The organism is Oleiharenicola lentus (genome assembly GCF_051660365.1).
Taxonomy (GTDB): domain Bacteria; phylum Verrucomicrobiota; class Verrucomicrobiia; order Opitutales; family Opitutaceae; genus Lacunisphaera; species Lacunisphaera lenta_A.
The window spans coordinates 2,181,464-2,200,844 of record NZ_JBOZXB010000001.1 but is presented as its reverse complement, the minus strand read 5'-3'; the positions used below and the strand labels follow the sequence as shown (position 1 = coordinate 2,200,844).

The window sequence follows — 19,381 nt, the reverse complement described above, 5'->3', positions numbered from 1 at the left end:
ATGAAAACGTCCGCCAAAACCATCCGTCCCATCCTGCTCGTCGACGACAGCGCGAACGACATCGAACTCACCCGCTCCGCCCTTGAAGAATCCGGCATCGCGAACGAGGTCATTATCGCCAGCGACGGCGTCGAAGCACTCGATTTTCTTTTCCGGCGCGGCACGCACAGTGGCCGCACCACGCCTGATCCCGCGGTGGTGTTACTCGACTTGAAAATGCCGCGCGTCGATGGCCACGCGGTGCTTAAGGAAATCCGCGCCGATGCCAAACTTCGGGCCCTGCCCGTCGTCATCCTCACCAGTTCAAAAGAGGAACAAGATCTCGTGCGCGGCTATGCTCAGGGCACGAACGCCTACGTCGTAAAACCCGTGCGCTTCGAAGATTTTCTCCCCGCCGTAAAACAACTCGGCGTCTTCTGGGCGCTGCTCAACGAACCGCCTCCGGGCCAGTGATGGGGTTTTTGCACACATGAAGATCCTCCACCTCGAAGACGACCCCGGCGACGTGCAACTCGTGCGCGAGCTGCTGCGCGAGGAGTGGAGTGACTGCGTGATTAACGCGGTCGCCAGTCAGGCGGAATACCTGGAGGAGCTGAAACGCGGCGACCACGATCTCATCCTTTCCGATTTCACGCTCGTGTCGTTCACCGGTCTCGACGCCTTAAAAATCGCGCGCGCCCAAACTCCTGAAACCCCTTTTGTGTTTCTTTCCGGCACCATCGGCGAAGATCGCGCACTCGACGCCATCCGCGACGGGGCGGCCGATTATGTTTTAAAAGATCGCATGAAGCGGCTCACGACCGCGGTCCGCCGGGCTTTGCGCGAGAGCGGTGAACGCCGCGCCCGCAAACTCGCGGAGCAAGCGCAGCGCCGCATCGTTTCCATCCTCGATAACACGCCCGACTTGGTGGCGATGGCGCTGACGGACGGCACATTGATTTATCTCAACGACTCCGGTCGCCGCCTGATCGGGATGATGCCCGGGGAAGCGCCTGAGTCGTATCAGCTCGCAAGTTTCTACACGATTGAAGCCAGCCGGCGCCTGACCGACGAAGCGATCCCCACCGCGATCCGCGAAGGCGTTTGGAGTGGAGAAACGGAAATCTGCGCGCGCGACGGACGCATCATACCCGTCTCACAAGTCATCATCGCGCATCACGACGCCACGCGGGCGCTTTCGCATATTTCCACCGTCGTCCGCGACATCTCCTCCGTTAAAGCGTCCGAGGCGGAATTAAAACGAAATGAAACCACGTTGCGCGCTAGCAACGAGCGTTTCGAACTCGTGGCCCGTGCGACCAACGACGTGATCTGGGACTGGAATCTCGTCACCAATCAACTGTGGTGGAACGAAGGCTACGAAATCGTCTTCGGGCGTTCGCGCACGACGGTGGCGACCGATATCAGTTCGTGGACGAGCTACATCCATCCCGAAGATCTACAACGCGCACAGGACAGCATTCACCACGCGATCGCCGAAGGCCGGGAGACGTGGACGGAGGAATATCGTTTCAAACGGGCCGACGGTTCCTACGCCGAAGTGCTCGACCGCGGTTTTATTTTGCGCGACGCAAACGGGCGCGCGCATCGCATGCTCGGCTCGATGCAGGACATCACTGCGCGCAAAGCCTCCGAAGCGCGCATTCGTGAGCAAGCTGACCTCCTGAACAAAGCGCGCGACGCCATCGTCGTGGCCGATGCCCGCAACCGGATCAGCTTTTGGAACGAAGGCGCGGCGCGCCTCATGGGTTGGTCTGTAAACGAAGCGTGCGGCAAAACCATCGCCGAAATTTTCGGCATGTTTGCCTCTCCGCAATTCAGCAAAGTGGCCCGCGACACTGAAACGGCCGGAAATTGGGAAGGCGAAGTGCGTGCTTTCACCAAAGCCGGCCACCCCCTCACGCTGGAAATGCACAGCACGCTCATTCGCGATGCGAGCGGCAACCCGAAGGCGTATTTCCACATCGTCACCGACGTGACCGAAAAGAACGCGCTCCAGGATCAACTTCTCCGCGTCCAACGCCTCGAAAGCATCGGCATGCTCGCCGCCGGCATCGCGCACGACATCAATAATATCCTCACGCCAATCCTGATGGCCGCACCGATGCTTCGTCGCCACACGACCGATCCGATGGATTTGCGCCTGCTGCAAACGCTCGAGCGTAGCGCCGAGCGCGGCGCAGGTCTCGTGCGGCAAATCCTCGCGTTCGCCCACGGCACGGCGGGAGAACCGCGCCCGACGCCGCTCAAACACCTCGTCCGCGATATCATCGATGTCGTCGAAGAAACGTTCCCAAAGCTCATCAAGCTCGACCTCGATTTCGCCGTCGACACGTGGTCGATCGTCGCAAATCCCACACAGATTCACCAAGTGCTGCTCAACCTCTGCGTGAACGCGCGCGACGCCATGCCCACCGGAGGCACGTTGCGCCTCCGCACCGCCAACGTGCGCCTCGATGACAACACCGCCACCGCCATCGTCGGGGGACGCCCCGGCGCGTTTGTGGTCATCGAAGTTTCCGACACCGGCACCGGCATCCCACCGGAAACACTCGCCCGCATGTGGGAACCATTTTTCACCACCAAGGGCGAAGGCAAAGGCACGGGCCTCGGCCTTTCCACGGTGCGCGGCATTGTGCAAACGCATCACGGTTTCATCGAACTCGAAACCAAAGTCGACCACGGCACGAAATTCCGGGTTTATCTGCCCGCCGTCGACGTGTCCGACGAAGAACTGGAGCGCGCTTCCTCGACGCCGTTTGTGACGCGCGGCAATGGCGAACTCATCCTCCTCGTCGACGACGAACAGACGAACCGCGAAGTCACTCAAGCGACCCTCGCGCGCCAAGGCTACCGCGTGCTTGCCGCCGCCAACGGCACGGAAGCCGTCGCGCTTTTCGTGCCGCGCGCTGACGAAGTGCGCCTCGTCATCTGCGATCTCAACATGCCCAAGCCCGGCGGCGTGGCCGTCTCGCGATCGCTCCAACGGCTCAAACCCGACGTAAAAGTGCTCATCATCAGCGGCCTCACCGCCGCGGCTGATCGTAAAAGCACCGCCTCCGCGCCGCCGTTCTCCGGATTCCTCGCCAAGCCGTTTTCCGCCGAAGCATTGTTGCAACACGTGAGCGCACTCTTGCACGGAAATCCGCAGGCGAAGTAGCGCGCCTCAAACCGGCGCAGTTCGACCCGGCTTTTCTTTTGCACGGAAGCTGCTCTTATCGGGCGTGTCCATGGACTCTAATTTGCCTGATGCCCTTGCGAAAGACGCTGTCATTGCCGACGCCACGGCGGCCCACGTCGTGGGAGAATCCGGCGCGCACCACGCGCCAGCGAACTCGCACTGCCTGAACTGCGCGACGCCGCTGCAAGGGAGTTATTGCCACCAGTGCGGGCAACACGACTTCGATTTCCACCGCTCGTTCTGGCATGTCTTTCTCGAGGCACTGGAAAATTTCCTGCATTTCGACACGAAGCTGTTCCGCAATATTTACACCCTGCTTTTCCGGCCCGGTCGTCTTTCGGCCGAATTCAACACCGGCAAACGCGCCGCGCAGATGCCGCCGTTCCGACTCTACGTGTTCACGGCGTTTGTATTTTTCGTCGTAATATTTGCCGGGGAAAAATCGGCTGAACTCAAACCGCAGGGCAAAAGCCCGCGCGAAGAACTCAGCGAACGAAGATCAAAAATCGTCTCCACCTCGAAACGCGAAGCCATCGCCTACACGCCCAAAGCCGCCAGCGACGAGGCGGCCAAGACCAGTGAAGAAAAATCGGAATTCGTCCGCTGGCTGGAAGAGCGCGGGCAAAACGCTTACGAACATCAGCCGGAGTTTGCGCACGCGGTGCTGCACTCGATTCCCAAGGTAATGTTGTTTTGCATGCCGCTTTTCGCGCTGCTCACGCGAATCCTGTGGCGGAAATCCGGCCTGGTTTACCTTCAGCACCTGGTGATCGCGCTGCATTTTCACACCTTCATTTACCTGTGGATGCTTTTCACGCGGGGGTGGACCGCGCTCGCCGAATTACCCGGCTGGACGGTGCTGGCGGCCATCATCGCGTTCTCCGGCCACTTGTGGATCGCCATCTATCCGATCGTGATGCTGCGCACGCTGTTTGGAAATTCCTGGAAGAAGACATTCTTCAAGACGTGTCTGCTCGCCGGCGCTTACTGGTTCACGTTGGTCGCGGGATTCATCGCCGTGGCCGCGGCTTATTTCGCGCTGCTGTGACGGCCGGCGGAGATCCCGCTGGCGGATTCACGCAACCTGTCTAGTGTTTCCCTGTCGAACCCCGTCCAACCAATGAATACTCGTTATACCCTCGTTTCCTTGCTCGCGGCCGGCCTGTTTTTTGCCGGCTGCCAATCCACGCCCAAAGTAGACAACGGCGTCGTCGCCGGCGACATCACGGTAAATTTTGAGCAGCCCGATAAATTCACCGACGCTGCCGATAACCTCGGCGGTAGCACCAGCGACTACGTGCTCAGTTCGCTCAGCGATCACTTGAAGCAAGTGGCTCCGGCCTACTTAAAAGCCGGCCAGAAACTTTCGGTGACATTTAACGACATCGACCTCGCCGGCGATATCCCGCCCAACATGCGCGCCGCCGGCCAAGACATCCGCGTGATCCGTCCGATCTTCAGCCCGCGCCAAGTCATCAAGTTCAAGCTCACCGACGCCAGCGGCGCGGTGGTCAAGGAAGGCAATCGCACGCTCTCCAACTTGAATTTCCAAGCTGATGCCATCAACCCGCGCAGCCAGAGCGAACCGTTCTTCTACGACAAACAGCTCCTCACCGACTGGCTGCGCAACGAATTCAAGTAAACGGCTGCGCCGCTCGTTCGTTTTCCCGGCGGAGATTCCCAAGCGGAGTCTCCGCTTTTTCTTTGTCGTGCGTTGGCGTGCGGCCAGCTAAGTTGCGCCATGAGTTTTTCCCGCCTGTCGATACTTGTCGCCGCGCTCGCGCTGGCTGTTTCGCTCTCCGCGCAACCTGACCGTGTCAATGGCCGCGCGTTTGCCACCCGTTCCGAAGTCATCGCGCAACACGGCATGGCCGCCACCAGCCATCCGCTCGCGTCGCAGATCGCGCTCGATGTGCTCAAAGCGGGCGGCACCGCCGTCGACGCGGCCATCGCCGCCAACGCCGCCATCGGCCTCATGGAGCCCACCGGAAACGGGATCGGCGGCGATCTCTTCGCCATCGTTTACGACGCGAAGACGAAAAAACTTTACGGCCTCAACGCCTCCGGCCGTTCGCCGCTCGGTCTTTCGCGCGAACAACTCATGGCCGAGTTGAAAAAAATTAACCGCCCGGAATCGCTGCCGATGCGCGGCTTCCTGCCGATTAGCACGCCGGGTGCAGTGGACGGTTGGTTCGAGTTGCACGGCAAGTTCGGCAAACTCCCGATGAAAGATATCCTCGGGCCCGCGATTCGCTACGCGCGTGAAGGCTTTCCCGTCACCGAATACATCGCTTACGGCTGGAGCGCGGGCGTGCGCAACGCGCAGGCGGATAAATTTCCCGGCGCATTCCTCCAAGTTTACGCGCCGAACGGTGCCGCGCCGAAGAAAGGCGAGATTTTCAAAAACCCGGCGCTCGCCGACACGCTCACGCTCATCGCCGACGGTGGGCGCGACGCTTATTACAAAGGCCCGATCGCGGACAAGATCGACGCCTTCATGCGCGCCAACGGCGGCTACCTGCGCAAAGCCGATCTTGAAAAACACACGTCGACCTGGGTCGAGCCCGCCTCGGTGAATTATCGCGGCTACGACGTCTATGAATTGCCGCCAAACTCCCAAGGCATCGCCGCGCTCCAGATGTTGAACATCCTCGAAGGCTACGACCTGAAATCGATGGGCTACAATTCGCCCGAAGCGCTGCATGTGATGATCGAAGCCAAGAAACTCGCCTTCGAAGACCGTGCGAAATTCTACGCCGACCCCGAGTTTTCGAAAATCCCGCTGCAAGGCCTGCTCTCGAAAACATACGCCGCGGAACGCCGCAAACTCATCGATCTGAAACGCGCCGGCCGCAGTTACGACGCCGGCAATCCCGCGATGCAGCAAGGCGACACCATCTACCTCACCGTCGCCGACCAGGACGGCAACATGGTGTCGCTCATCCAAAGCAATTATCGCGGCATGGGCAGCGGCATCTCTGTGCCCGGCCTCGGCTTCACGTTTCAAAATCGCGGCGAGATGTTCACGCTCCAACCCGGCCACGCCAACGACTACGCGCCGGGCAAACGTCCGTTCCAGACGATCATCCCCGCATTCGTGATGAAAGACGGAAAACCGTGGCTCTCGTTCGGCCTCATGGGCGGCGCGATGCAACCACAAGGCCACGTCCAGATCATCTGCAACCTCATCGACTGGGGCATGAACTTCCAGGAAGCAGGCGACGCTGCGCGCTGGCAGCACGAAGGTTCGAGCGACTACGATAATCCAAAGATGACCGACGGCGGCTACGTCGAAGTCGAAACCGGCGTGCCCTACGAAAGCATCCGCGCTCTCATGCAGCGCGGCCACAAAATCACGATCGGCAACGGCAGCTTCGGCGGTTATCAAGCGATCGCGCGCGACGAGAAAAACAACACCTACATCGGCGCCAGCGAATCCCGCAAAGACGGCCACGCCGCCGGATACTAAAAACTTCGCGCTTCAGCGCACTCTCTTCTTCGTCCGTTGTCGCAAATACTCATGCCCACGCAGAAAAAAACCGTCTTCAAAACTGCCGCGACCCCCGTCGCGGCCGACAAATCCAGCGAGACACTCCCGCTTTTCAACTGGTTGAAAACGCGTGGCGCGGGCGTGCTGCTCCATCCCACCTGCCTGCCGAGCAACCAAGGCTGCGGGGTGTTCGACGGCAACGTCGTGGTGTTTCTCGAATTCTTAAAAGCGTCCGGCATGAAATATTGGCAAGTCTGCCCGCTCGGGCCGACCGGTTACGGCGATTCGCCTTACCAATGCTTCTCCGCGTTCGCGGGAAATCCTTACCTCATCGATCTGTGGCCGCTGGTCCACGCGGGCCTGGTGGAAAAATCAGCCATGGATGCGTTCGCCGTGCTCCCGGTGGATCACGTGGACTACAACGCGCTCTATCACCTCAAACCGCGCCTGCTCGCGAACGCTTACGCAAAATTCAAACAAACAAAAATTACCCTGCCTTACGGTGACTTCGCGGAGTTCTGCCAACGCCACGCGCACTGGCTCGACGCGTATGCCTATTATCGCGCGCTCAAGGATCATCTTAACAACGCCGCGTGGTGGGAATGGCCGGCGGAGGTGCGCGATTTCAAGCGCGCACAAACATCCCCGCTGATCAAACAACTCGCCGACGCCATCGCCGCATATCAGTTCGGCCAGTATCTTTTCTTCGGGCAATGGGCGCAGGTGCGCGGCGCCGCGCGTGAACACGGCATCGAAATCATCGGCGATCTGCCGATCTTCGTCGCGGGTGACTCCGCTGATGCATGGTCCAATCCACAACTTTTCGAACTCGATCCGAAAACCCTGCTGCCGCTCGCGGTCGCGGGCGTGCCGCCCGATTATTTCTCCGCCGACGGCCAACTCTGGGGCAATCCGCTCTACGATTGGGCGGCCCACCAAGCCGAAGGCTACAAGTGGTGGATCGCACGCATGAGTTCGACCTTCGAGATGTGCGACATCGTGCGCATCGATCACTTCCGTGGCTTCGACGAGTATTGGCGCATTCCCTCGCCTGCGACGACTGCACGCGTCGGCGCGTGGACGCCCGGACCAGGCATCGATCTTTTCCGTGCGTTCAAAGCGGCGTTCCCGACCGCGCGCATTATCGCCGAGGATCTCGGCATCCTCACGGAATCAGTTAACGAACTCCTGCGCGCGACCGGCTTACCCGGCATGCTCGTGCTGCAATTCGCGTGGGCGAGCGATGCGGGCAACAGCTACCTCCCGCACAACGCGACGCAGAATTCCGTGATTTATCCAGGGACTCACGACAACGACACGACGCAGGGTTGGTATCGCAACGCCGCGACCGAAGTCGAAAAAGATTACGTGCGTCGCTACCTGCGCGTCTCCGGCAACGATGTCGCGTGGGATTTCATTCGCGCCGCGTATGCGAGTGTGTCGCGCCTCGCGATCGTTTCGCTCCAGGATATTCTCTCCCTTGATTCCTCCGCGCGCTTCAACACACCCGCCGTGCCCGAGGGAAACTGGCAGTGGCGCTATCGCGCGGACGCGCTCGAAAAAATTTCCGCGAGTGCGCCGAAATATTTGCGCGAGCTCGCGCAACTGTGCGCGCGGTGATGTGCGCGCGAAAAAATCGCGCGAAATGACGTCAAAACTTTTTTTCGCATAACAGAAAATTTTTAGTGCAAGCGCGCAAAATTTCTATGAAGCTTTGGCATGGCCAAAAAAGCTCCTGCTAAAAAAGCAGCCAAGAAAGCTGTTAAGAAGAAGAAGTAACGTTCGCGTTACTGCTCTTTCGTTCGTCGACGCTGAAAACCCCGTTCAGCGTTTTTTTTAAAAAACCCTGTTACCTTAAACGGTGCAGGGTTTTTTATTTTTCGCGTTTTTCAGAGGAGAAACGGTGTTCGACGCACGCCTGATTTGAGAAAATGCCTGCCATTTTTCTCCGTGTCATTTTGAGCGCAGCGAAAAAATCGATCGGCGTTTTGCTTTCTAATCGATGAATGAATTCAGATGAATTCTTCGCTGCGGTCAGAATAACAAACTCAGGAGTCGCGCCTTAAACGTCATTGGCACGCGTGCACAAAAAAGCACGAGCGGTGGGCTCGTGCTCGATTTGTTAGCAGTGCCTCGCGCGAATTACTTCACCGCGGCCCACACGCGTTGCACGTCGTCGTTGTCTTCGAGCGCCTGCAGGAACTCGCCCACTTCGGCGCGCGCGGCGTCGTCGAGATCGGGAAATTGCTTCGCTACATAACCAATTTCGCTGGTGACCACGTTCCAGCCATTCGCCTTCAGCCAGGTGGAAACGGCATGCACCGCGGTGCGCTCCGTGAGAAAACGTGCCCCGATGACACCTTCCGCAGGAATGTCGTCGTTCTCGGCATGCGTGAGCGGAGCGAAATCATTTGCGCCTGCTTCAATGGCCGCAGCTTCGAGGTCAGCCGACGCGTTCGCCGTGTGCGCTTCGACGATTCCGACGTGATCGAAGAGGAATTTGTTGCTGTGCGCCGCCCCGAGCACGCCTTTCTTGAAGAGCACGCGGATTTCCGGCGCGGTGCGCTGCTGATTGTCAGTGTAAGCCTCGACAATAACCGGCACTTTGTGCGGCGCGTAGCCCTCGAACACGATGTGATCGAGGGAGGTCTTGTCGCCGCCGCTGCCGGTGCCTTTTGCGATGGCTCGATCGATCGCGTCGCGCGTGACACTGGCCTTGCGGGCTTTCTCAAGCACGGCAAAGAGGCGCGCGTTGCCGGCGGGATCACCGCCGCCAAGTTTCGCGGCCACGGTGATTTCTTTCACCAGTTTGCCGACGGTCTGACCTTTCTTGAGGTTAACAATAGCGCGTTTCGCGTGAAGCCACTGACGTCCCATAAGGCGGAAAGGTGTAACGTGTCCCCACTTCGCGCGGCAATTCTTAAAACGCAGGCCCGCGCGCCACTGGTTTCTTGCGTGGATGTTCGCCGGCGGTCACAGCTCAACGTTGCATGCATTGGATCGTCGCCAGTCTGGTTTCTGCGCTATTCCTCGGTTTCTACGAGTTGAACACGAAGCACGCCGTGCGCGACAATGCGGTGTTGCCGGTTTTGTTTTTTGCGAACGTCTGCAGTGCCACCGTGTGGTGCGTGCTCATGGCCGTGGTCGTGGTTTCACCAGGCACGCTACCAACGACGCTGCACGTCGCACCGCTCGCATGGTTTCAACACCTGCAACTGCTCGCCAAGTCCGCGCTCGTGGCGGCCTCGTGGGTGTGCAGTTATTTCGCGATTAAACACATGCCGGTGTCGCTCGCGTCGCCCATCCGTGCGACGGGCCCGATGTGGACGCTCCTCGGCGCGGTGCTCGTGCTCGGCGAACGCCCGTCGTGGCTCGAAGGGGTGGGCATTCTCGTGACGCTCGCGTCATTCGTCGGCTTGTCGCTGGTCGGGCAGCGCGAAGGCATTCATTTTCACCGCAACAAATGGTTCGGCTTTCTGATGGCGGGCACGTTGCTCGGCGCGATGAGCGGGCTCTACGATAAATTCCTGCTCGGGCGTGCAGGGTTCGACGCGGCCACGGTGCAATGTTGGTTCTCCATCTACCTCGCTGCGCTGTTCCTGCCGCTCGCGTTGGGCTGGAAGTTCCGGCTTTGGCCACGGCACGAATTTCACTGGCGCTGGAGTATCCTCGGCGTGTCGTTCGCGCTATTGCTGGCGGACTTCGTTTATTTCGACGCGTTGCGAAACCCCGATGCGCTCGTGTCGATGGTCTCGAGCTTGCGACGCGGCAGCACGCTCGTGGCCTTTGCGGGCGGGTTGCTGTTATTCGGCGAGAAAAACGGCTGGGCAAAATTGCCGGCCGTCATCGGCGTGGTCATCGGAATCGTGCTGACGATTCTCGGGTAAAATAAAAAACAGCGAAACCACAGATGGACACAAATGAACACAGATACTCGGAAAATTGAGTCGCTCGAACCATCTGTGTTAATCCGTGTTTATCTGTGGTTAACTTCCGAAAGAAGGGCCCTACCGCGTCAACCGGTAGATCAGCACGGCGGCGCGTTTGACTAATTCCGGCGCGCTCTCGAGATCGGCGCTTTCGGCCGGTGCGTGCGCGCCGTTGCCGCGCAACCCAAGTCCATCAATCGCAGGCAACGGCGGCGAAATAAACGCCACATCTCCCGCGCCGCGTGACTTCGGATCGTAGGCGGTGATTTCACCGAAACCTAGATCGCGACTCACGGTATCGAGCTGCGCGAGCAATTCACGGTTTGCCGGCGTATCGGGCATTGCGGGATAACCTTCGTTGAAAGTGATTTTGGCCGACGTGCGCGGCAGATTCCGCGCGACGATCTCGCGCATCTTCGCCTGGGCTTGCGCGAGTTGTTCGGCGCTAAGTGTGCGGAGGTCGCCGCGAATGAGCGTGCGCTGCGCCGTGATGTTGGTTTTGCCGGTCGTCGTTCCGCCGGTGCGATCGAGCGCGACCTCGGTGCCACCGACAATGAGCGCCGGATTCGAGGTCAACCCGTCGAACTTGCGCAGCTCTTGATAAAATTCGCTCACGATCCGCGCTGCTTCGTAAACCGAGCCGGCGCCCATCGAGGCGGAAAAAATCCCAGATGAATGCCCCGTCGCGCCCTGCACTTCGATTTCCCACGACATACTTCCGCGGCGCGCGACCGTGGCCGTGTTGCCAATGGCGGTTTCAAACGAGAGCGCCACATCGCTGCGTTTCGCGGCGTCCCAGAGATCCTTGCGCGCGAGTTCTTGTGGCGAGCCCACCGCTTCCTCGTCCCCGGTCATCATCACGATGATTTGGGTGTCGTTCAGCACGCCCGCGCCGTGCAACGCGCGCAACGCATGCGTCAGCACCAGATCGCCGCCTTTGATATCGTTCACACCGGAGCCAAATGCCTTGTTGCCCTCGCGGCGGAAATTTCCACCCGGCAACACCGTGTCGAGGTGACCGATGAGCAACACGCGTTTGCCTTTCATGCCTGTGCGTTCGGCAAAAAGATGCCCGGCACGCCCCGTGGTCGCGCCGAGATCGATAAATTTACTTTTGAAACCCGCCGCCTCGAGCTGCGCGCCGAAAAGTTCACCGACTTTACGCACGCCCACGTGGTTTTCCGTCGCGCTGTCGAGGTTGACCGCCGTTTCGAGATCGCGGGCGAAATCCGCCGCATGCGCGTCGACGTAAGCGACGATTTTTTGTTCTTCCGGGCTCAACGGCGCAGAAAACAGCAGCGCAGGAATGAAAAACAGCGAGGCCAGGCAACGCGAGGGAGGCATCAGCCGGTTCCAACAGAAAGTGCGGGCAACGTCGAGCCGCGCCTCATTTTGCCCACGCTCGCGAACGCAATTAGGGAGGTCGCGCCGCTTTCCTTTTTGTGAAACCCCACTACACTCACCACCAGATGTTCGCCAACACCACCCGTTTTAATCGCGATCCCGAGGACGCCCCGCTGGTCGAGGAAGTTCACGTGACCAAACCGGTGCCGGCGAACCCGCGCGTGGAACGGTTTATTTTGATCGGCTGGATTCTCATCGCGATCAAACACGTCCTCGTGATCTGGGCGGTGCAACGTTACCCGGTGCCGTTTCACCAGCTCTGGATAAATTTTCCGACGTTCCTCCTCGGGCTGATGGCGACCTGGGCTTACTACACGCACGAGTGATTTTCTGCGTCTTGAAAGGTAGGGCCTGACCTCCGGGCAGGCCGTTGCCCAGCGCGCATTTTGCGGCCCGCTGGGAGATCGGGCCCTACCTGAATTCTACCACGAGTTCCTTCTGGATTCTCCGCTGTGAATGCGGAAGTCTTCGCGCACCATGGCTCACGTTCCCGGACTGCGCAGCAATTACGATAAAGTCGGCGGCCTCGTTTATTTCGGGCGCATGCTCGATAAGATCCGCCTGCACGCCGCCGGCACGTTGCCCGCCGACTACCAAAGTAACCTCGGCATCGGTTTTGACGGCCGCATCCTGAGTTTTTTGCGCGTGGATTATGCGGCGTTGCGCGAACGGGTGCTCGCAGGCGGCGGTGATGATGAAGACGTGCTCGCGTGGTGTTACGAAAAAGGCGGCGCGCGCCACGCCGACGAAATCATGTGGTTTAATAATTTCCTCTCGAAACGCGGCTGGCGCGACGAAGCCTCCGAGGTCGTGCAAAAGCGCATCGTGGAGTTCGGGCTCGTCGGCAAACCCATCGAAACCATTTTCGATCTCAACGAATACGACGAAGGCCGCGATCCTGTCGCCGCCCAAGCGTGGACCAAATAACATGAAACCCGCTCTCCGCAAACGCCTCCAATACCTCGCCTCCGCCCTCACTGTCCTGCTCGCGGTCGCGTTACTGGCCGGTGTCTGGATTTGGTGGCAAGTGCGCGGCAGCTTGCCGCAAATCGACGGTTCTCGCGTCCTGGCCGACGTCTCCGCTCCGGTGACAATCGCGCGCGACGCCCTTGGCGTGCCGACGATCATCGGTGAAACGCGCGCGGACGTCGCTCGCGCCACGGGTTTCGTGCACGCGCAGGATCGTTTCTTTCAAATGGATCTGCTGCGGCGTCGCGCGGCGGGCGAGTTGTCGGAGCTGTTTGGGAGAATGGCGCTCGAAGTCGATCAGAGCGCACGGTTACACGGGTTTCGTCGTCTCGCGAAAAAAGTTATCGAACAAGCCACGCCCACCGAACGCGAAATTCTCAAAGCCTACGTCGACGGCGTGAACGCCGGCCTCGATTCGCTCGGCAAAAAGCCGTGGGAATACCTCGCACTGCGCCTCGATCCGCAACCGTGGGCCGAGGAAGATTCCATCCTCTGCATTTATGCGATGTGGTTCGACCTGCAGGATCACCACGCGAAGTTTGAATTGAACCGCGATGCCTTGCGCCGCGCGCTCGGCCAGAGCGCGGTGGATTTTCTCGCGCCGGCCGGCACCTCGTGGGACGCGGCGTTGGACGACAGCACGTTCGCGCCTGCGGCGTTGCCGAAATTTCGCTTCAAGCCCGCGAGCGAAGAAACCAAAGCCGCTTTGGCGTCCGCCCCGGAAGCGCCTTTCAAACGTGTGGTCGGATCCAACGCATTTGCCGTCAGTGGTGCGCACACCGCGACCGGGGCCGCCCTCGTCGCGAACGACATGCACCTCGATTTCAGCGTGCCGCACATCTGGTATCGCGCCTCGCTCCAGTGGAAAGATCACGGCAAGGCGCGCAGCATGACCGGAGTTTCGTTGCCCGGCGTGCCGTTTGTGGTGGTCGGCAGCAACGGGCGCGTCGCGTGGGGCTTCACCGTCGCCTACGTCGACACGACCGACCTCGTGATCACCGAACTCGATACGACCGCGGAGGCTTATTACCGCTCCACCGAAAGCAAGTGGCTCAAAGTCGACGTGCGCAACGAAGAGATTAAAGTGAAAGGCGAGGCACCGGTGCCGTTCGTCGCGCGTTGGACAGAATGGGGCCCGGTGATCGGCAAAGCTGAAGATGGTCGCTTCCACGCGTTGCGCTGGACGGCGCACGACGCCGAAGCGACCAACCTGCACTTGATGGAATTGGAAACCGCCACGACGGTCGCGGAAGGCCTTACCGCGCTGCATCGCTCCGGCATCCCCAATGAAAATGCGATCATCGGCGACGCCGCCGGCGCAGTCGCGTGGACGGTCATTGGAAAAATTCCGCGTCGCGTCGGTTACGATGGCAGCCGCGCCGCGATCTGGTCCTACGGCGACCGCCGCTGGGACGGTTTTTTGAACGCCGACGAAATTCCGGTCGTCACTTCGCAAACCAGCACCAGCACGGTCGTGTTGCCCGCGAAAGACGGCGTGGTCTGGACGGGCAACAATCGTCCGCTGGGTGGCGAGTTTCTCAAAAAACTCGGCGACGGCGGTTACGATGACGGCCAGCGCGGTCGCCAGGTGCGCGACGGTCTGCTCGCGCTCGTCGGCTCGGGTAAAAAATCTGCGCCCGTGGATTTGTTCGCCGTGCAACTCGACGATCGCGCCTTGTTCCTCGAACGCTGGCAGAAATTTTTGCTCGAAGTCCTCACCGACGATGCTGTCGCGCAAAAGAAAAACCGCGCGGAAATCCGCGACCTCGTGCGCCAGTGGAATGGCCATGCCAGCACCGATTCAATCGCGTATCGGCTGGTGCGTGCGTTTCGCGCTCACGTCGCCGAGCGCACGTTTGCGCCGTTCGTCGAACAAGCCAGCGCCTACTACGACAGCTTTAATTTCCGCGAGCTCGCCTACGAAGACGCGCTATGGCAACTCGCGCACGAGCAACCGATCCAGTTGCTGAATCCTGCGCATCGTTCGTGGGAATCGCTGCTGCTCGCCGCCGTCGATGACCTCCAGGCCGACGCCAAGAAAGCAAATCTCCCGTTCGACCGTTTCACGTGGGGCGCGCGCAACACGCTGCGCATGGAACATCCGATCGCGAGCAGCTTACCGGGCCCGCTTGCGAAATTGTTTAACATGCCCGCGCAACCGCTCGCCGGTGATTCGGACATGCCCCGCGTGCAAGGGCCGCTCTTCGGTCAGTCGCAACGCATGGTCGTCTCGCCAGGCCACGAAGCCGAAGGTATCTTCGATATGCCCGGCGGCCAGAGCGGACACCCCTTTTCCAAATTTTACCGCGCCGGCCATGACGCCTGGGTGAAAGCAGAGCCCACCCCGTTTCTCCCCGGCCCGGCACAACACACGCTTACGCTTACGCCAAACTAATCTCGTCCCACACCCACCATGCCACTCCACGTTTTAAATCACCCGCTCGGGGCCCACGTGCTCACGCACCTGCGCGACAAGACCACGAAACCTGCGCTCTTTCGCACATTGAGCTACCAAATCGGTTTGCTGCTCGCACTCGAAGCAACCCGCGACCTCGCCACCGAAGACAAATCAATCGAAACCCCGCTCGAGACGATGACCGGCCGCGTGCTCGCCAAACCCCTCGCCGTGGTGCCGATTTTGCGCGCGGGCTTGGGCATGTTGCAGCCCTTCCACGATATTTTTCCCGATGTCGCCGTGGGTTACGTCGGTCTCGAACGTGACCACACGACCGCGGTCGCGCGCAACTATTACTGCAAACTCCCCCCGCTCGCCGGCACGCGCGTGGTCATCGTCGATCCGATGCTCGCGACTGGTGGATCTGCCGCCCACGCGATCAAAGTGATCAAGGAAGCGGGCGGCACGGAGATTGTTTTCGTTTGCATCGTGGCGTCGCCCGAAGGTGTCGCCGTCGTGCACCAAGAGCACCCCGAGATCGCCATCTACACGGGCTCGCTCGACCGCCAACTGAACGACAAGAAATATATTCTCCCCGGCCTCGGTGATTTCGGCGATCGTCTTTACGGCACGTAAGCCATGGATTTTTCAAAAATTTCCGAGCGTGCCGTCGAAGTGCGCGCAGCGTTTGCGACGGCCGAACGCCGCAAATCCGGCCGCGAATGGACGCGTGAAGAGCTCATGCAAGGCTTCGTCGGCGACGTGGGCGACCTCATGAAACTCGTGATGGCGAAAGCCGGCGCGCGGCACATCGACGACATGGACAAGAAACTCGCCCACGAGCTGAGCGACTGCCTGTGGAGCGTCCTCGTGCTCGCGAAGGCTTACGACATCGACCTCGAAAAAGAATTTCTGAAGACGATGGACGAATTGGAAACGAAACTGCGCTGAGCGGAACGGAGACACGAATTTCACAGATTACACGAATCCGAGATTGGCTAGACGCAGAGTCTGTCCGGAGATCGTTTCCGTCTTCGTGCATTTGTGAAATTCGCGTCTCCGCCTTGATACCATCGTCGTGATTTTTTCGTGTTCATCCCGGAATTTCGTGGGCAAGGTGCGCACTACATGACGACTATTGAACGTCCCGGACTCATTGTTGCTGACGGCTGGAAAGACTACCAGCTGATCGATTGCGGCATGGGCATGAAGCAGGAAAAATGGGGACCTTACGCCTTGGTGCGCCCGGATCCGCAGATCATCTGGCCCCGCACGGGGGGCAACGGGCGTTGGGAAAATTGGGACGGCTTCTACCACCGCAGTGAAACCGGCGGCGGCAAATGGGAATATCGCCAGCAACTCCCCGATCACTGGACGATCAGCTACGGCGAACTGAAATTCAAAATCCATCCCACGAGTTTCAAGCACACCGGTCTTTTCCCCGAGCAGGCGGTAAACTGGGATTGGTTTACGCAGAAGATCAAAGCCGCGCGCGCCTCGGGCCGCGAAGTCAGCGTCCTCAATCTTTTCGGTTATACCGGCGCAGCATCAGTCGCTGCCGCCGCGGCGGGTGCGAGCGTGTGTCACGTCGATGCTTCGGAAGGCATGGTTAAATGGTGCCGTGAAAACGCCGCTCTCTCCGGCTTGGCCGAGGCCCCGATTCGTTACATCACGGACGATTGCTTGAAATTCGTGCGCCGCGAAATCAAACGCGGGCGCAAATACGACGCGATCATCATGGATCCGCCGACTTACGGGCGCGGCAGCACGGGTGAGATGTGGAAACTCGAAGATCACCTCTGGGCCTTGCTCAACGAGTGTAAGCAGATCCTCACCGACCAGCCGGTGTTCGTGCTCATCAACGCCTACACGGCGCGCCTCTCACCGACCGTCGTCGTCAACTTGCTCGCCGGCCTGATGGCAGGCGCGGGCGGACGCATCACCGGTGGCGAAATCGGCCTGCCGATTCAGCGCGACAAAAAAGTGCTCCCCTGCGGCATCTTCGGTCGCTGGGAATCAGGTGCCTGAGGCCGGCGCGAGGTGTTTCGCGAGGAACGTTTCGATTTCGCGAAATAGTTTAACGCGGTTTTTCGCGTGTTTGAAACCGTGGCCTTCGTCTGAGAAATAAAGTGTCTGCGGCGGGCGGCCCGCTTTCTCCAACGCGGCCACCATCTTGCGCGCCTGTTTTGGCGGCACGACGCGATCCTCTTTGCCTTGGATAATGAAAAGCGGCGCTTTGATTTTCTCGGCAAAGTTCACTGGCGAGATCGACGCCAGCATCGCGGCATCATCCTTCGGATCACCGATCCAATCCTGGAAATGCTGGTAGGAGAATTTGTATTCCTCACCTTTGCGGCTCTTGAAAATTTCCGCCCAGTCTGTGACGCCGCAGATCGAAATCCCGCAACGATACAGCGCCGGACTTTGGCCCAACGCGTAGAGCGCCGAGTAGCCGCCGTAACTCCCGCCGAGAATCGCCACGCGTTGCGGATCGGCGTAGCCTTTTTCGATGGCCCACTTGGTGCCGTCGTCGATGTCGGTCTGGATGCCGTGGCCGATCTCGCGTTTTCCTTTGCTGTAAAACTCCGTGCCGTAGCCGGGCGAGCCCCGATAGTTCATCTGCAACACCGCGTAGCCACGGTTCGCGAGAAACTGCACCGTGACATCAAACTCCCACACATCGCGGACATTGGGCCCGCCGTGCGGCATCACGACGAGCGGCAAGTTTTTATCCTTTCCGACCGGTAACGTCAGATAGCCTTCGATGAGTTCGCCATCCCGAGCCTTATATCTGATGGGATAGACCGGGGCCATTTTATCGACGGGGAAGTCCGGCATGCGCGCACCCAAACGCGTCAGCGCCGAACTTTGATCCTTCATATCCAGCAGATAATATTTGCCGGGATCGCGATCGGAGAATGAAAGAATCAGGAAACGTTTCTCGTCGCGCGAACGACTCGTGATTAAGTTCACGGTGTCCGGCAAAAGTTTGTCCACGCCTTCCTGAATCGCGATGAACTTGGAGTTGAACCAGAAGCTTTTCGGTCCCTCGGTCATGAAACGCACTCCGACCAACGTGCCCGTCAATTCCGAACTGATTGGCGCCGCCAGCGACACTCCGTCGACACTGGGCGCACCCATTTCAGGGATAATGTCGTAGTGCGGATGCGACGCGATCACCTCACCCAGCTCGCCTTTTTCCGGATCGTAGTAATGCACCGCGCGACGCTTTGAGTCATTCGTCACGGCCACCACGAGACGTTTTCCATCGGCATCGAAACCGAGTGGTTCGATTCGGCCCAAGGCTTCATTGAAAAGCGACAGCGTGCGCCACGGCGCTTTTTCGTTTTCACGATAAATCGTTCCATAGCGCCGGCCATCGCGCGTGATGCCTAAACGCACGGCCCCGTCGCGATCCACCACCCAACCCACGACGTTGCCGGGATTTTTTGCCGCCGTCGTCACCCGAGCGGTGTGAGTGCTCACTTTGATGACGTCTTGAAAAAGCAGATCGCTCCCGGTGTTCGAGCCGCGATCCAGCATCAGCACATTCGCATCTTCATCCCCGAAACTGTAGATAATCTGCGTCGCGAGCAGCGGATACTCGTTCATCGGGCTCGCGTCCGGACCGGTGAAGGCTTTCCAGCGGCGTCCATCGCGATCGACCGCACTCACGCCGGTGAAATAAGCCCCATCCCACACCGTGGACAAAAACGCGATGCGGCTATCGCTGACCCAGCGATAAGTGCCCACTTCCCGAGAGAAACCAGAATACGTGTGCCCCGGATCGATGCGCGCGGCCTTCTTGGTTTCGAGGTCACGCATCATCAACCACTGCTTGCCCTCGGTCTCGTGGATAAACGCCAACGTTTTCCCGTCCGGCGAGAGCCGGGCGCGCGAAAAGGCGATATCGGCGGCAAATTTTTCAATCGGCACGAGTTCCGTGGCACCTAGCACCGAACGAAGAATGAGAAACACAACTAACAGCCTGCGAACAGACATAAAAGAAGGGA

General features: G+C 59.6%; 16 protein-coding genes. 13 read left to right on the top strand and 3 right to left on the bottom strand.

Features of this window, described 5'->3' with window-relative positions:
* The 6 genes from ACRRQW_RS08240 to malQ all read left to right on the top strand — a co-directional run bounded on the left by ACRRQW_RS08240 (position 1) and on the right by malQ (position 8,291).
* Positions 1-453: a response regulator gene (locus ACRRQW_RS08240; protein ID WP_438480802.1), complete on the top strand. Its 453-nt coding sequence runs from the start codon at positions 1-3 to the stop codon at positions 451-453.
* A 16-nt stretch (positions 454-469) separates the two neighbouring features.
* The gene (locus ACRRQW_RS08235) at positions 470-3,160 is read left to right on the top strand and encodes a PAS domain S-box protein (RefSeq protein WP_438480801.1); all 2,691 of its coding nucleotides are present in this window, start codon (positions 470-472) and stop codon (positions 3,158-3,160) included.
* Positions 3,161-3,230: 70 nt separating this feature from the next.
* Complete coding sequence (locus tag ACRRQW_RS08230; RefSeq protein ID WP_438480800.1) at positions 3,231-4,229, top strand: DUF3667 domain-containing protein; 999 nt, start codon at positions 3,231-3,233, stop codon at positions 4,227-4,229.
* Positions 4,230-4,301: 72 nt separating this feature from the next.
* Positions 4,302-4,823, top strand: coding sequence for a DUF3016 domain-containing protein (locus ACRRQW_RS08225; protein WP_438480799.1), 522 nt, complete (start codon positions 4,302-4,304; stop codon positions 4,821-4,823).
* Positions 4,824-4,922: 99 nt separating this feature from the next.
* Positions 4,923-6,650, top strand: coding sequence for a gamma-glutamyltransferase (gene ggt / locus ACRRQW_RS08220; RefSeq protein WP_438480798.1), 1,728 nt, complete (start codon positions 4,923-4,925; stop codon positions 6,648-6,650).
* Between the two features lie 51 nt (positions 6,651-6,701).
* The gene (gene malQ, locus ACRRQW_RS08215) at positions 6,702-8,291 is read left to right on the top strand and encodes a 4-alpha-glucanotransferase (protein ID WP_438480797.1); all 1,590 of its coding nucleotides are present in this window, start codon (positions 6,702-6,704) and stop codon (positions 8,289-8,291) included.
* 522 nt (positions 8,292-8,813) lie between these two features.
* Here the strand turns inward: malQ and ACRRQW_RS08210 are convergent.
* Positions 8,814-9,548, bottom strand: coding sequence for a YebC/PmpR family DNA-binding transcriptional regulator (locus ACRRQW_RS08210; protein ID WP_438480796.1), 735 nt, complete (start codon positions 9,546-9,548; stop codon positions 8,814-8,816).
* Between the two features lie 113 nt (positions 9,549-9,661).
* Between ACRRQW_RS08210 and ACRRQW_RS08205 the strand changes: the two genes are divergently transcribed.
* The gene (locus ACRRQW_RS08205; RefSeq protein ID WP_438480795.1) at positions 9,662-10,558 is read left to right on the top strand and encodes an EamA family transporter; all 897 of its coding nucleotides are present in this window, start codon (positions 9,662-9,664) and stop codon (positions 10,556-10,558) included.
* Positions 10,559-10,678: 120 nt separating this feature from the next.
* On the opposite strand, the gene ACRRQW_RS08200 is transcribed toward ACRRQW_RS08205, so the two are convergent.
* Positions 10,679-11,944 carry a M20/M25/M40 family metallo-hydrolase gene (locus ACRRQW_RS08200; RefSeq protein WP_438480794.1) on the bottom strand — a complete coding sequence of 422 codons (1,266 nt, stop codon included), beginning with the start codon at positions 11,942-11,944 and terminating at the stop codon, positions 10,679-10,681.
* Between the two features lie 98 nt (positions 11,945-12,042).
* Between ACRRQW_RS08200 and ACRRQW_RS08195 the strand changes: the two genes are divergently transcribed.
* The 6 genes from ACRRQW_RS08195 (at position 12,043) to ACRRQW_RS08170 (ending at position 17,396) form a co-directional block, all read left to right on the top strand.
* A complete protein-coding gene (locus tag ACRRQW_RS08195) occupies positions 12,043-12,330 on the top strand; it encodes a hypothetical protein (RefSeq protein ID WP_438480793.1) in 288 nt (95 codons plus the stop codon).
* Between the two features lie 151 nt (positions 12,331-12,481).
* Positions 12,482-12,931, top strand: a complete 450-nt coding sequence (locus ACRRQW_RS08190; protein ID WP_438480792.1) for a DUF5069 domain-containing protein — start codon at positions 12,482-12,484, stop codon at positions 12,929-12,931.
* Position 12,932: 1 nt separating this feature from the next.
* Positions 12,933-15,368, top strand: coding sequence for a penicillin acylase family protein (locus tag ACRRQW_RS08185; protein ID WP_438480791.1), 2,436 nt, complete (start codon positions 12,933-12,935; stop codon positions 15,366-15,368).
* Between the two features lie 18 nt (positions 15,369-15,386).
* Positions 15,387-16,004, top strand: a complete 618-nt coding sequence (gene upp / locus ACRRQW_RS08180) for a uracil phosphoribosyltransferase (protein ID WP_438480790.1) — start codon at positions 15,387-15,389, stop codon at positions 16,002-16,004.
* Between the two features lie 3 nt (positions 16,005-16,007).
* On the top strand, positions 16,008-16,319 hold the full coding sequence (locus tag ACRRQW_RS08175) for a MazG nucleotide pyrophosphohydrolase domain-containing protein (RefSeq protein ID WP_438480789.1): 312 nt from the start codon (positions 16,008-16,010) through the stop codon (positions 16,317-16,319).
* Positions 16,320-16,496: 177 nt separating this feature from the next.
* Positions 16,497-17,396 (top strand): class I SAM-dependent methyltransferase, encoded by a 900-nt coding sequence (locus tag ACRRQW_RS08170; protein ID WP_438482346.1) that lies wholly within the window; start codon positions 16,497-16,499, stop codon positions 17,394-17,396.
* On the opposite strand, the gene ACRRQW_RS08165 is transcribed toward ACRRQW_RS08170, so the two are convergent.
* Positions 17,385-19,370, bottom strand: coding sequence for an alpha/beta fold hydrolase (locus tag ACRRQW_RS08165; RefSeq protein ID WP_438480788.1), 1,986 nt, complete (start codon positions 19,368-19,370; stop codon positions 17,385-17,387). The two genes, ACRRQW_RS08170 and ACRRQW_RS08165, sit on opposite strands and share 12 nt — an antisense overlap.
* Positions 19,371-19,381 lie beyond the last annotated feature (11 nt).